12 protein-coding genes are annotated in these 12,284 nt (G+C 70.1%); 4 read left to right on the plus strand and 8 right to left on the minus strand.

Annotation, left to right across the window (positions count from 1 at the left end):
* The first annotated feature begins 16 nt into the window (after window positions 1-16).
* Window positions 17-283: a hypothetical protein gene (locus tag AC0N04_RS03090; RefSeq protein WP_474278500.1), complete on the plus strand. Its 267-nt coding sequence runs from the start codon at window positions 17-19 to the stop codon at window positions 281-283.
* A gap of 22 nt (window positions 284-305) precedes the next feature.
* Here AC0N04_RS03090 and AC0N04_RS03095 read toward each other — a convergent pair whose 3' ends face one another.
* From AC0N04_RS03095 to AC0N04_RS03110, 4 genes are read right to left on the minus strand one after another with little or no spacing between them, the layout of a single operon-like run.
* A complete protein-coding gene (locus AC0N04_RS03095) occupies window positions 306-1,439 on the minus strand; it encodes an ABC transporter permease (RefSeq protein ID WP_474278501.1) in 1,134 nt (377 codons plus the stop codon).
* On the minus strand, window positions 1,436-2,395 hold the full coding sequence (locus AC0N04_RS03100) for an ABC transporter ATP-binding protein (RefSeq protein WP_474278503.1): 960 nt from the start codon (window positions 2,393-2,395) through the stop codon (window positions 1,436-1,438). The genes AC0N04_RS03095 and AC0N04_RS03100 overlap by 4 nt, the downstream gene beginning before the upstream one ends.
* A complete protein-coding gene (locus AC0N04_RS03105; RefSeq protein WP_474278505.1) occupies window positions 2,392-3,393 on the minus strand; it encodes an HlyD family secretion protein in 1,002 nt (333 codons plus the stop codon). Before AC0N04_RS03105 ends, AC0N04_RS03100 begins: the two co-directional genes overlap by 4 nt.
* The gene (locus AC0N04_RS03110; RefSeq protein ID WP_474278507.1) at window positions 3,390-4,049 is read right to left on the minus strand and encodes a TetR/AcrR family transcriptional regulator; all 660 of its coding nucleotides are present in this window, start codon (window positions 4,047-4,049) and stop codon (window positions 3,390-3,392) included. Before AC0N04_RS03110 ends, AC0N04_RS03105 begins: the two co-directional genes overlap by 4 nt.
* A 314-nt stretch (window positions 4,050-4,363) precedes the next feature.
* Here AC0N04_RS03110 and metX point away from each other — a divergent pair, with 314 nt between their 5' ends.
* Both metX and metW read left to right on the plus strand, forming a co-directional pair.
* On the plus strand, window positions 4,364-5,500 hold the full coding sequence (gene metX / locus AC0N04_RS03115; RefSeq protein ID WP_474278509.1) for a homoserine O-succinyltransferase MetX: 1,137 nt from the start codon (window positions 4,364-4,366) through the stop codon (window positions 5,498-5,500).
* 91 nt (window positions 5,501-5,591) lie between these two features.
* A complete protein-coding gene (gene metW / locus AC0N04_RS03120; protein ID WP_474278511.1) occupies window positions 5,592-6,176 on the plus strand; it encodes a methionine biosynthesis protein MetW in 585 nt (194 codons plus the stop codon).
* Between the two features lie 13 nt (window positions 6,177-6,189).
* Here the strand turns inward: metW and AC0N04_RS03125 are convergent, their stop codons facing one another.
* The 4 genes from AC0N04_RS03125 to AC0N04_RS03140 all read right to left on the minus strand — a co-directional run bounded on the left by AC0N04_RS03125 (window position 6,190) and on the right by AC0N04_RS03140 (window position 10,654).
* Window positions 6,190-6,963, minus strand: coding sequence for a general secretion pathway protein GspB (locus AC0N04_RS03125; RefSeq protein ID WP_474278513.1), 774 nt, complete (start codon window positions 6,961-6,963; stop codon window positions 6,190-6,192).
* A 23-nt stretch (window positions 6,964-6,986) separates the two neighbouring features.
* Window positions 6,987-8,714 carry an ExeA family protein gene (locus AC0N04_RS03130; protein WP_474278515.1) on the minus strand — a complete coding sequence of 576 codons (1,728 nt, stop codon included), beginning with the start codon at window positions 8,712-8,714 and terminating at the stop codon, window positions 6,987-6,989.
* Window positions 8,715-8,785: 71 nt separating this feature from the next.
* Window positions 8,786-9,079: a hypothetical protein gene (locus AC0N04_RS03135; RefSeq protein WP_474278517.1), complete on the minus strand. Its 294-nt coding sequence runs from the start codon at window positions 9,077-9,079 to the stop codon at window positions 8,786-8,788.
* A gap of 144 nt (window positions 9,080-9,223) precedes the next feature.
* A complete protein-coding gene (locus tag AC0N04_RS03140; protein ID WP_474278519.1) occupies window positions 9,224-10,654 on the minus strand; it encodes an outer membrane protein assembly factor BamB family protein in 1,431 nt (476 codons plus the stop codon).
* Between the two features lie 691 nt (window positions 10,655-11,345).
* On the opposite strand from AC0N04_RS03140, the gene AC0N04_RS03145 reads away from it, so the two are divergent.
* Complete coding sequence (locus AC0N04_RS03145) at window positions 11,346-12,248, plus strand: diguanylate cyclase (RefSeq protein ID WP_474278521.1); 903 nt, start codon at window positions 11,346-11,348, stop codon at window positions 12,246-12,248.
* Window positions 12,249-12,284: the final 36 nt, after the last annotated feature.

Raw genomic sequence — 12,284 nt, forward strand, 5'->3', positions numbered from 1 at the left:
TTTTCCTAGGACAACCATGAAGCACTCGTTGCGTGTGAGCCTGGGGCTGGTGGCCCTGCTGCCCGCCCTGCTGTCGACCAGTTTTGCCGCACAGATGGCCGGCGGCACGATCGGCCAGGCGGCTCAAGGAGATCCGGCCCAGGCCCTGGCGGCGCAGGCCGACGCCAGGGCCGCCGCCGCGACGGCTACGGCCGACACGGCGGGCAGCCATGTCACCTCGGTCAACGGCAAGCCGCTCACGGCCCCCGCTGCCAAGCGCCCGGCGTCGAGCAGCGCCCGCTGAGCGCAGGGCTGCCAAGCCGGTCTCAGTCGACCGTCTGGCGGTAGCGTTTGAGGGCGATGGTGCCGGCCACGAGCAGGAAAGCCAGCATCGGCCACAGCTCGGGCCACAACTCGGCGAAGCCATTGCCCTTGAGCAGGATGCCGCGGACGATGCGCAGGAAATGCGTCAACGGCAGCAACTCGCCGATCATCTGGGCCCAGTGCGGCATGCCCCGGAACGGGAACATGAAGCCCGACAGCAGCATCGACGGCAGAAAGAAGAAGAACGTCGCCTGCAGCGCCTGCAACTGGTTGCGCGCCAGCGTCGAGAAGGTGAATCCCACCCCCAAATTAGCCAGCATGAACACGCCGATCATCGCCATCAGCAGCGTGAAGCTGCCGACCATCGGGACTTCGAACAAGGCCCGCGCCGCCAGCAGGATCACGCCCAGCTGAAGGTAGCCGATCACGACGTAGGGCAGGATCTTGCCCACCATCACCTCGAACGGCCGCACCGGCGTGGCGAGCAGGTTTTCCATCGTGCCGCGCTCGCGCTCGCGGGTCATCGCCAGGCCGGTGAGCATCACCATCGTCATCGTCAGGATCGTGCCGATCAGCCCCGGCACGATGTTGTAGCGCGACAGGCCCTCGGGGTTGTAGCGGCGGTGGATGCGGATCTCGAACGGGGCCGCGGCCGGCTGCAGCGCGCGCAGCGAACCGCCCAGGTCCGCATGCAAGGCCGTGTTCGGCAGCAAGCTCAATGCCGCGATCGCGTTGCTCGCCGCCGAGGGGTCGGTGGCATCGGCGCTGACCAGGATCGCCGGCTGCTCGCCGCGCACCACGCGACGCGAGAAATCCGGGGGTATCTCGACCAGGAACTGCACCTCGCCGTCCTCCACCAGCCGGTCGCCCTCGGCAGCGCTGGCGGGTTGCCGGGTGATGCGGAAGTAGCCCGTGTTCTGCAGCGCCGCCACCACGCTGCGCGCCATCGGCCCGCGGTCGGCGCTGACCAGCGCGGTCGGCAAGCCCTTGGGGTCGGTGTTGATCGCATAGCCGAACAGCACGAGCTGGATGATGGGCACGCCGACCGCCATCGCGAAGGTCGGCCGGTCGCGCAGCATCTGCTGGAACTCCTTGATGAAGATCGCCAGCAGGCGAGCCGGACTGAAGCGGGTCATCGTGCGCCCTCCGCATCGGCGAAGTTGTCGGGCGCCTGGCCGATCAGGCTGATGAAGACATCTTCGAGATTCGCGTCGGTCGGCGTCCAGCGCAGCCCCGCCTGATCGCGCCAGGGCGCGATCGCCGCCTCGACCTCGGCCGCGTTGCGGCCTGCCACATGCAGCGCGCTGCCGAACGCCGCCACACACTGCACGCCGTGCGCCGCCTTCAGCGGTTCGACCAGGGGCATCAGCCGTGCCGCATCGTCCGCCTGCACCGCCCAGACCACCAGGCCGGCCTGCTGGATGATTTGCGCTGCCGTGCCGCGCGCCAGCACGTGGCCGTAGGCGATGTACACCAGTTCGTGGCAGCGCTCGGCTTCGTCCATGTAGTGGGTCGAGACCAGCACCGTGATGCCCTGCGCCGCCAGGCGATGGATCTCGTCCCAGAAGTCGCGCCGGGCCTTCGGGTCGACGCCCGCCGTGGGTTCGTCGAGCAGCAGCAGCCGCGGGTGGTGCAGCAGGCAGGCGGCGAGCGAGAGGCGTTGCTTCCAGCCGCCCGACAGCGATCCGGCGAGCTGGCGCTGGCGGCTTTCCAGCCCCAGGCGCTGCAAGGCCTCGTCAACCCGCCGGCGCCGCTCGGGCAGCTCGAACAGGCGCGCGACGAAGTCCAGGTTCTCGCGGATCGACAAATCCTCGTAGAGACCGAACTTCTGCGTCATGTAGCCCACCTGGCGCTTGATGCCCGCCGCGTCCTGTCGCAGGTCCAGGCCCAGGCAGCGGCCTTCGCCCGCGTCGGGCGTCAGCAGGCCGCAGAGCATCCGGATCGTGGTGGTCTTGCCGCTGCCGTTGGGGCCCAGGAAGCCGCAGATGCGCCCGGGCCGGACCTGCAGCGAGACCTGGTCGACGACCGTTCGGCCGTCGTAGCGCTTGGTCAGGCCGTGAACGTCGATGGCCCATGGGGAGTCGTCGGTCATAGCCCGGCCTGGCCCGACTCGGCCGCCGCGGCGCGCTGGACGTCCAGCGGCTGGCCGGGCTGCAGCCGCGTGGCATCGGCCGGCGCCGGAACGGCCTCGACCATGAACACCAGGCGCGACCGCTGTGAGTTCGAATAGATCACCGGCGGCGTGAACTCCGCCTGCGACGAGATGCGGCTGATATGGGCCGCGATCGGCTGGCCGCAGCCGTCGCAGCGAATCGTCACCGCCTGGCCCGGCGCGAGTCCGCCGACCTCGGACTCGGGCACGTAGAAGCGTGCCTTGCGCGCCGACGGTGGCAGCAGCGACAACACCGGCTGACCGGCGGGCACGTACTCGCCCACGCGGAAGAAGGTGTCGGCCACCAGCGCCGCCGCCGGCGCCGTCTGCGTGGCCTGCTGCTGGCGCCATTGCGTCTGGGCCAGCACCTGGGCCTGCGCCGCGGCGGTGGCCCGGGCAGCGGCCTGCGCATCGGGCCGGGCCGGCAACTCGGCGACCTGCATCGACGCGGTCAGCTCGGCCACCCGCTCGCGCGCCTGGTTGACCGCGGTGATCGCGTCGTCCAGGTGCGAGCGGGAGATGAACTCCTGCGCCACCAGCGCCTGCTGCCGTTTGAGCTCGATCTCGGCCCGCTCGGCCTGGGTGCGAGCCTGTGCCAGCTGCGCCCGGGTGACCGCGATCTCCTGGGCGCGCCGCCCGGTCGTGGTGTCGGCCGCCTGGGCACGGGCCGCGGCCAGCCGCGCATCGGCCTCGGCACGGGCATCGCGGGCGGGCTGCTCGTCGAGATGAAACAGCGGCGCACCGGCCGCCACCGTCTGGCCGGCCTGCACGCTCAGCTCCGTCAGGTTGCCGGCCACCGGCGCCGAGACATAGACGTACTCGCCCTCCACATAGCCCGACCAGGCCGCCGTAGGCGCTGACGCACCGCAACCCGCCAAACCGAGCGGCAGGCCGATCAACGGCCACAGCCGCGACGCGGCCACCCCAGATCGCTTCATGTCTTTCTTCTCCTGGAAGAGGCCGCCGGTGCGGGCACGCTCAGCGCCCGCAGCGCCAAATCGACGCGTTGGAGGATCGCGGCGTCGCTGAACACTTCTTCTTCGACCTGGCTGCCCAGCCACGCCGGTGCCAGTTTCAGCGAGACCGCGCCCGAGGCCGCCAGCAGCGGCGCCGCGACCGAGCCCATCACGAACAAGAAGCGCTGCAAGCTGGGCAGTTCGCGCACGTCCCCCTCCTGCTGAGCCTGAGCCAGCAACTGCATCAGCAGGCCCAGGTGGCGCGGCGCGTTGGTACGCAGCACATCGCGCACCGCCGCCTCGCCGGACAACGCGTCCAGTGCAAGGCGGGCGATCAGCACCCGGTGCGCGCGCAGGAACTGGCCCAGGGCCAGCAACACCGCGCGCAGCCGGTCGACGGCCGGCCCGTCCTGCATGCTTCCGGCGCTGAGGCGCTCGAACAGCGATTCATAAATCCCTTGCAGCAAGCGCTGCAGAAAGGCCTGCTTGCTGCCGAAGTGGTAGTGGAACATCGCCGGATTCACGCCAGCATGCTCGGCCACCCGTCGCACCGACAGGCCGGTGCAGCCCCAATGCGGGTACAACGCGACGCCACTGCGCAGCAACGCATCGTCCAGGCCTTGGGAGGGGCGCACCATGCGGCGATTATTGGTCAGTCGACCAGTAAATACCAGCCCCCGCGCCAGCCTCGCGCGCTCGGGACCTGCGGCAGGTCAGACCGAGCGGCCAGGCGGCCCGGACTGCTAAACTCCGCCGCACACAGCGCCGATTTGTTCCGCATTGCGGGCGCTTTAGAAATGCCGCTAAGGCGCCTGCGCCGCGGTGACCTGGCCCGCCCCGGTGCGATGCCCTCTCCGAGCGCCATGTCGACCTCCGGCATGGCGGCCCGGCCCGCGCAGACCGCCGACGGCGTCATGACCATCACTCTTGGGAATCTGGGGAATCAGGGTCCATGCCTTCCGTCGGATATGTGGCGCCACAGCGCATGCACTTCAGCGAGCCGCTGGCGCTGCAAAGCGGCTCGGTCCTGCGCGACTACACCCTGGTCTACGAGACCTACGGCACGCTCAACGCCGAGCGCAGCAACGCGGTGCTGGTGTGCCATGCGCTCAATGCGTCGCATCACGTGGCTGGCGAGTATCTGGACCAGGCCAACAGCCTCGGCTGGTGGGACAACCTGGTCGGCCCCGGCAAGCCGCTGGACACCGACCGCTTCTTCGTCATCGGCGTCAACAACCCGGGTTCCTGCTTCGGCTCGACCGGGCCGATGCACCTGAACCCCGACACCGGCACGCCCTACGGCGCCGACTTCCCCGTCGTGACGGTGGAGGACTGGGTCGACGCCCAGGCCCGCCTGATCGACCAGCTGGGCATCCGCCGGCTGGCCGCCGTGCTGGGCGGCAGCCTGGGCGGCATGCAGGCGCTGGCCTGGACGCTGCGCTATCCCGACCGCCTGTCCCATTGCGTGGCCGTGGCCACCGCACCCAACCTGTCGGCGCAGAACATCGCCTTCAACGAAGTGGCACGGCGGGCCATCGTCACCGACCCCGAGTTCCACGGCGGTCATTTCTATGCCCACGGCGTGATCCCGCGCCGCGGCCTGCGGGTGGCCCGGATGATCGGCCACATCACCTACCTCTCCGACGACTCGATGGAAGCCAAGTTCGGTCGCGAACTGCGCAACGCCGAACTGAACTACAGCACCCAGGACATCGAGTTCCAGATCGAAAGCTATCTGCGCTACCAGGGCGAGAAGTTCAGCGAGTACTTCGACGCCAACACCTATTTGCTGATCACCCGCGCTCTGGACTATTTCGATCCGGCGCGCCCCCACGGCGGCGACCTCACCAAGGCCTTCGCCGTGGCCCGCCACACCAAGTTCCTGCTGGTCAGCTTCACCACCGACTGGCGCTTCTCGCCGGCCCGCTCGCGCGAGATCGTCAAGGCGCTGGTGGACAACAAGGTCGACCTGAGCTACGCCGAGATCGCCGCACCGCACGGCCACGACGCCTTCCTGCTCGAGGACCCGCGCTACCACGGCGTGATGCGGGCCTACTTCGACCGTATTGCTGTCGAGGTGGTGAGGTGAGGCGGGCCGAGCGCCGGGCCGCGCCCAAGCCGGCCCGCATTCCCTCGGGGGATCGGCCAATGTGCCCATTGGACGAGGGGCGGAGATTCCAATGACCGAGAACAAGAACCTGGAAGTCATCGCCCAGCTGGTGCCCGAGGGCTCGCGCGTGCTGGACCTGGGCTGCGGCACCGGCGAGCTGCTGGCGCATCTTCAAAAGCACCGCGGTTGCACCGGCTATGGCGTGGAGCTGGACGATGCGAACCTGCTGGCCTGCGCCCGCCGCGGCGTCAACGTGATCCAGTTCAACCTCGAAGAAGGCCTGCAGCTGTTCAAGGACCGCAGCTTCGACGTGGTGCTGCAGCTCGAAACCCTGCAGCATCTGCGCAATGCCGAGAACATGCTGCGCGAAACCGCGCGCGTGGGCCGCATCGGCATCGTCACCTTCCCGAACTTCGCCCACTGGCCGAACCGGCTGAGCGTGATGCGGGGCCGCATGCCGGTCACCAAGGCCCTGCCCTACCAGTGGTACGACACGCCCAACATCCGGGTCGGCACGCACGCCGACTTTGAAGTGCTGGCGCGGCGCAACGGCCTGGGCATCCTCGACAGCTTCGGCCTGCAAAGCGGCCAGGTCGTGCGCCGCTGGCCCAACCTGCTGGCCAGCGTGGCCGTGTTCAAGTTCGAACGCGCCTGACGGCCCTCGCCGGTCAGGGGCGCGGGTAGGGCAGCTCGAAAACCTGCGCGTGCCAGCGCAGCCGGGCCGATGCCGGGCCGATGCGCTCCAGCACCAGCCCCGGCGCCACCGTGTCCCCCTCGCGCAGCACCTGGTCGTTGATCACCAGCACGCTGGCCGTCGGGCTCTCGGAATACATCGATCCGCCCAATTTCAGCGGCGGGATCTGCCGCTGCAGATCGGCCGGCAGATCCTGCAGCCGAGGGGTTGGCGCCTTGGCCCGCCGCGCGGGCGCCTCGCCCCGGTCCGACACCGCCTCGCCGCTCACCTTCGCCGGCCCGGCTTTCAGCGCCGGCGCCGCCGCCCGTGCGGTGTCCGGGTCGATGCGTGCTGCGGGCATCGGCCTGGGGGGACGCGCGGCCGTTCCGGGGCGAGCGGCCGAGGCAGGCCAGGCCGCCGAGGACGCAGCCGGAGCGAAATCAGGCCGGGGCGCCAGCGCCGCCACCGGAACGGTCGGTCGGTCCGGCGCGTCGGGCGCCTTGGCGCTGGCCACGCCAGGCGCCAAGGCCGCCGCCGGCGGTGGCGCCACCGCGGCGCGGCGCCCCCACCAGAAAGCCAACGCCACGGCGGCCAGCGCGACGACCCCGAACAGCGCGAGCGGCAGTCCCCGTCGAGGGGCGGGCGGGCGGGCGGCGGCACCTGCACGGTGGGCCGACAACTCAGGCTGGTCGTACAGGCCGGGTACGGTGCCGCGGCCCCGTTCACGATCGGCTTCGGCGCGACGCAGGGCGTCGAGGATGATGGACATGGTGTGCGCTTCCGTCGATCGAATCAGGGCGCCGCGGCGGCGAGAGGCTCTCCCAGGCGCGGCTCCTCGACGCCGACCGCCCGGTTGAGCTGCATGAAGGTGGCGGGACCGGCCACGCCATCGGCCGCCAGGCCACGGGCTCGTTGGAACGCCTGCAGGCGCGCCACGAGGGCCGCGTCCATGGCCGTCCCAGGCGGGGGCGGCGAGACGCCGGCCCACCGGGCCAGCGCGGTCGCCAAGGCGTCGACGGCGGGCCCCTGCTGACCGGCCGAGAGCGGCGCGCCGTAGCCGGGCGGCGCGCGCCAGAAGGTCTCGAAGTCGCCCGTCCACGACCGACCCAGCGCGGCCAGATCCAGGCGCTGCCGCTGCGTGCCGTCCTGCAAGACCGCGGCGTGGGCATCCAAGGCCAGCAGGCGAGGCCAGCGCAGGCGCCCTTGATCGTCGCGCATCGCCATCAGCCCGGGCCGGTCCAGCTCGCGGATCATCGGCAGCGGCCACGGCAGGTGGGCGCATTGCAGCGGCGAGCCGCTGCGGGCCGCCTCGCACGGGTCCGCGCCGGGCGGCAGCGTCACCCCCCAGGCCATGGCCAGGTCGCGCCACGCGGCGGCTTCATCGCGCACTGCGGCCGCCGGCGGGTTGGGCGTCACGACGCCTTCGGTGGTGGACGCCGCGGCGGCGGGCGCCGAGGCCGCCGCCGCCTGGATCGCCACCGCAGGGCCGCTGGCGCCAGGTCCCGACCCGTTCCGGCTGATAGCGGTGCTGGCCTGAACTCCCGGCGGCGGGCTCACCTTGGCGATGCTGCCCGCGCCGGATGCCCCCCCGTGTCGCCCGGCCCACCACGCGCCACCCCCTCCGCCCAGCCCCAGCAGCGCCAGCGTCAGCAACCCCAGCTGCCAGCCGCGCCAGGCGTGCGCGGCACGCGGCAGCTCGGCGGTGTCGAAGACCTCGCGGGCCGCCTGTTCGATCAGGGCCACGCTCGCCTGTGCGCGTCCCTGCGCGTAGGCCGCCAGCAAGGCCCGGTCGGCCAGCAGATTGATGCGCCGCGGCACCCCGCCACTGAGCGCATGAAGGCGTTGCAGCGCCGCGTCGTCGAACGGCAGTTCGCCCTCCCGCCCGGCCACCGCGAGGCGATGCGCGACGTAGCGCGCGGTCTCCGCCGGGCTCAGCGCGCCCAGGTGGTAGCGCGCGATCACGCGCTGGGCGAGCTGCTCCAGCTCAGGCCGCGCCAGCATGCTGCGCAACTCGGGCTGGCCGATCAGGATGATCTGCAGCAGCTTGCGCTCCGAGGTCTCGAGATTGGTGAGCAGGCGCAGCTGCTCCAGCACGTCGGCCGACAGGTTCTGCGCCTCGTCGATCACCAGCACGCTGCGCCCTCCGCTGGCGTGGACCGCCAGCAAATAGGCATTGAGCGCGTCGATGTGGTCCTTCAGGCTGGCCGCACCGGGGCCCGGTGCGCGCACGGCGATCCCGAACTCGTCGCAGATCGTGCGCAGCAACTCCAGCGCATCGAGCTTGGGGTTGAAGATGTAGGCCACCCGGGTGTCGGCCGGCACCTGCTCCAGAAAGCCGCGGCACACCGTCGTCTTGCCGGCACCGATGTCGCCCGACAGCAGCACGAAGCCGCCACCGCCCTGCAAGCCATAGAGCAGGTGGGCCAGCGCCTCGCGGTGGCGTTCGCTGAGAAACAGGTAGCGGGGATCGGGCGCGATCGAGAACGGCGCCTGCTTCAGGCCGAAGAAGGGCAGGTACATGGGGGCGGAGGATACCGCCAGTGCCCTCGTCGCCGGGCCGCTTGTCGTGCCTGGCGGTCGCGCCAGCGGCCTCAGGCCCGCGGGCCGCCGGCCTCCCGCTGCAGGCGGCCGAAGAACAAGTCGAACACGTCGGGCTCGTTGACTTCGCGCACCTCCAGACCCGGCAGGCGATGGCGCAGCAGTCCGACCGAGGGCAGGCCATCGAGCGCAGCCGGCAAGGTCTCCGCCCAGGCCGGCGCCGTGCCCTGTGTGGACTCGGCCGACGCCACCAGGTGGCTCAGCGACGGCAGGTCCTCCCAGTCGATGCCGCCGGCGGCCAGTCGGTGGCGAGGGGTCCCGGCCTGCAGGGTCGTCGGCTTCATCATGGCGTGCTCCTTGGTTGCCTTCAAATTTAGCGCCAGCGGCCGGCGGCAATCGCCCAAGAAACCGGCGAAAAACGCGTCAGTCCGCCGGGTCCAGCCCGGACGTGGAACCGGCCTTGCCGGCTGTTCCACGCCCGTGAGCGGTGCTCAGAACCCGAAGCCGTAGACCTTCTTCGAGCCCGTGGCGCCGCCGACCGAGAAGGTGCCGCTGCCCCACAGCACCATGCCGTTGGCGATCGACGGTCCGGCATTGCAAGGAGCCCCGCTGTTGGCGGACCACAGAGGTGCCCCGGTGCCGGCGTCCAGGCCGTACATCGTGCCGTTGGCCGGATCCAGATTGCAGCCGAACACCACGCCGTTCGCAACGCTGACCGCCGCTTCGGCACGGCTGCCCAGCGGGTCCTTGGTGGTCCAGAGCACGCCGCCGGTCTTCGGATCCAGCGCCGCCCAGCCGCCGGACGTGGTGGTGCTGCCGTCCTTCAGCGTCCAGACACCGGGCGAGGTGCCGCCGCCGGTCAGGCCGCTGTTGCTGACCGCCACGTAGATCCGGTTGCCGTCGTAGGCCGAACCCCATTGCAGGCCGCCGGTCAGTCCTGGCGGCGCCACCTGGGTGACCCAGGCCAGCTTGCCGTCATTGGCCTTGAACGCCCAGAACTTGCCGCTCTTCTGTCCAGCGCCGACGATCTTGCCCTGGTTGCCGATGCCGACGCCGTTGCCGTTGGCGATCAGCATCGGACCCTGGGCGAAGTCCCAGTCCGGACCGTTGGGGTTGGGGCAGTTGTCGTTCGGCGGATTCACGAAGCCCGGCACGTTCAGGCCGCAGCCCACGTTCCAGGCGTCAAAGGGCAAGCCCTTGGCCGACCAGACCAGCGCCCCCGTGTTCATGTCCAGTGCGACGATGGAGTCGAAATGATCGTCCGGGCTGAGGCAGGTCGCCGGCGCGCCACCATTGTTCAGGCAATCGAGTACCGACTGCGGCACGCTGTAGTTGTTGCCCGTGGCCATGTACAGCAGCCCCTTGTCGGGGTCGACGGCCCCGGTGCTGCCCCAGACCGATCCGCCGCTGTAGCCGCTGGGCACGGTGTAGGTCTGCCACTTGATCGCCCCGGTCGTTGCATCCAGCGCGACGACGCTGCCGCGGAACTTGAAGGTCCAGTAGGCCTTGGGCACGAAGCCCGCGACCAGCTCCTCGTTAGACGCCAGCCCCACGTAAACGGTGTTGTTCGCCACCACGGCCGATTGCGTCACGAAGGACATCACGGTGTTGTCGACCTGGGTCGACCACAGCAGGCTGCCGGTGTTCTTGTCGACCGCGAACACGTGCGCCGGCTGCGGTGCCGGCTGGCCGAAGGCCTGCAGGAACTTGCCGCTCTGGTTGCCCAGGATCAGCGCATTGCCGGCCACCGCCGGCGTGGCCCGCGCGAAGTCGCCGGTGATGCCGGTGTAGGCAGAGATCGGGTTCTTCCAGACGATCGCGCCGGTCAGCCGGTTCACCTTGTACAGGAAGCCGGCGGAGTCGGGGTAGTAGGCGTAGTCGCGGGGTTGGCCGTGACGTCGCCATCGCTGGGCGCCGTCCATTTCAGCTTCAGCGAGGCCACCGTGCTGGGGCTGATCAGGGTTTCGCTGGCCTGGTTGCGTGAATTGCCGAGGTTCTGCCCGGCCGTGGGCCAGTTGGCCTGCGCCCACGCCGTGCCGGAAACCGCCCATCCGAGAGCAGCCCACGCTGCCCAGCGGACCATCCAATGCTTGGTCGTGATCATCATGCAATGTCCTCAAAGATGAAGGATTGAAGTTCGGGTGAGATGCGCTGAACCCACCCTCGTCCGCTCCAGGCGTACCGGCAGCCTTCGCCTTCCCCCTCGGTGGAAATCACGCCGACCTGGCACCGTCGCCCGGCACGTCGCAGGGCCGCGCTCGTGGCGCCGCCCGACCGTCCCGGCAGCACCTGCCGCTCAGGTGCCGCAACGCATGCGTCCCTCGCGCCCGACGCGAGAGGAAGTCGTCACCATCCCGGTTGACTCCACACCTTCTGCCCAGCTCCTGACTGCCCACTCCGCCGAAACGCCGAGCCTGTTTCAACGCAGCAGCATCATGCGCGCGTCCCCCTCGGGCCGCGATCCAAGCCCATCGCTAAGAATGGCAAGCGCGTTCATAGGGAGTCCCCCTAGGACGTCCAGCCACGGGGAGGCTGCAGCACGGAAGGCTGCCGAGCGCGGCGCCGGGGCCGGACGCGGCTCAAGTCGGCGGCGAATGTACCGACAATCCTCGGATGACCGTCGCCAACCGTTGCATGTCCGAGCCGCAGGCGCTGGAGGCCTTGCTCCACGGCATCGACCGCGGTATCGAGGCCCACCTGGCCTGGAACCAGCGGCTGCTGCGCTGCGCGCTGCTGCGGGAATCGCCGGGCGACGACGCGCTGCAGCCCGATGCCCACAGCCTGTGCCAGTTCGGCCGGTGGCTGAACGACCATCGGCTTCAGGTCGACACCATCGATGCGCCGCTCGTGCGCGGCATCGACCAGTCTCATCAGCACATGCACGAGGCCGCGCGCCAGCTCTGCCATGCGGTGCTCCACGGAGAAATCGCCCAAGCGGCCCACCTGGACGCCTACATGGAGCAGCAAAGTGCGATGGTCGGCATGCTGAACAAGCTGCGTCTGCGCGTGACGGCGTATTCCTCGCGCTTCGACGACCTGACGGGCCTGCCGCTGCGCCACGGCCTGGATTACTGTTTCCGGGTCCGGCAGATGGATGCGCAGCGCACCGGCGCGTCGCTCTGGGTGGCCGTGTTCGACGTCGACCACTTCAAGCGGGTGAACGACTTCCACGGCCACGCGGTGGGCGATGTGGTGCTGCAGCAGATCGCGCGGCGACTGACGGCCGGACTGCGGGAAACCGACTTGCTGATCCGCTTCGGCGGGGAAGAATTTCTGGCGCTGTTTCTGGTGGCGGAACCCCAGGACGTCCCGATCCTGGCTGCGCGCGTGCTGGAAAGCGTCAGCGCGACACCGATCGTCACGCCGTCGAATCTGAACCTGGCGCTGACCGTCACCGCGGGCCTGGCCCGGGTCCATCGAGACGAGTCCTTGATCAGTGCCACCGAGCGCGCCGACCGCGCCCTGCTGCTGGGCAAGACCCAGGGCCGCGCCCGATTCGTGCTGGCACCGGTGTAGCGACTTGCGGCGCCGCGCTTTGGACCCCGCGAGAGG

It is taken from the genome of Ideonella sp. sgz306126 (assembly GCF_056032705.1).

What these genes read in the sequence shown, in the direction of transcription:
- AC0N04_RS03090 (WP_474278500.1), top strand. Translation starts at nt 17, where the DNA reads ATGAAGCACTCGTTGCGTGTGAGCCTGGGGCTGGTGGCCCTGCTGCCC.
- AC0N04_RS03095 (WP_474278501.1), bottom strand. Translation starts at nt 1,439, where the DNA reads ATGACCCGCTTCAGTCCGGCTCGCCTGCTGGCGATCTTCATCAAGGAG.
- AC0N04_RS03100 (WP_474278503.1), bottom strand. Translation starts at nt 2,395, where the DNA reads ATGACCGACGACTCCCCATGGGCCATCGACGTTCACGGCCTGACCAAG.
- AC0N04_RS03105 (WP_474278505.1), bottom strand. Translation starts at nt 3,393, where the DNA reads ATGAAGCGATCTGGGGTGGCCGCGTCGCGGCTGTGGCCGTTGATCGGC.
- AC0N04_RS03110 (WP_474278507.1), bottom strand. Translation starts at nt 4,049, where the DNA reads ATGGTGCGCCCCTCCCAAGGCCTGGACGATGCGTTGCTGCGCAGTGGC.
- metX (WP_474278509.1), top strand. Translation starts at nt 4,364, where the DNA reads ATGCCTTCCGTCGGATATGTGGCGCCACAGCGCATGCACTTCAGCGAG.
- metW (WP_474278511.1), top strand. Translation starts at nt 5,592, where the DNA reads ATGACCGAGAACAAGAACCTGGAAGTCATCGCCCAGCTGGTGCCCGAG.
- AC0N04_RS03125 (WP_474278513.1), bottom strand. Translation starts at nt 6,963, where the DNA reads ATGTCCATCATCCTCGACGCCCTGCGTCGCGCCGAAGCCGATCGTGAA.
- AC0N04_RS03130 (WP_474278515.1), bottom strand. Translation starts at nt 8,714, where the DNA reads ATGTACCTGCCCTTCTTCGGCCTGAAGCAGGCGCCGTTCTCGATCGCG.
- AC0N04_RS03135 (WP_474278517.1), bottom strand. Translation starts at nt 9,079, where the DNA reads ATGATGAAGCCGACGACCCTGCAGGCCGGGACCCCTCGCCACCGACTG.
- AC0N04_RS03140 (WP_474278519.1), bottom strand. Translation starts at nt 10,654, where the DNA reads ATGGACGGCGCCCAGCGATGGCGACGTCACGGCCAACCCCGCGACTAC.
- AC0N04_RS03145 (WP_474278521.1), top strand. Translation starts at nt 11,346, where the DNA reads ATGACCGTCGCCAACCGTTGCATGTCCGAGCCGCAGGCGCTGGAGGCC.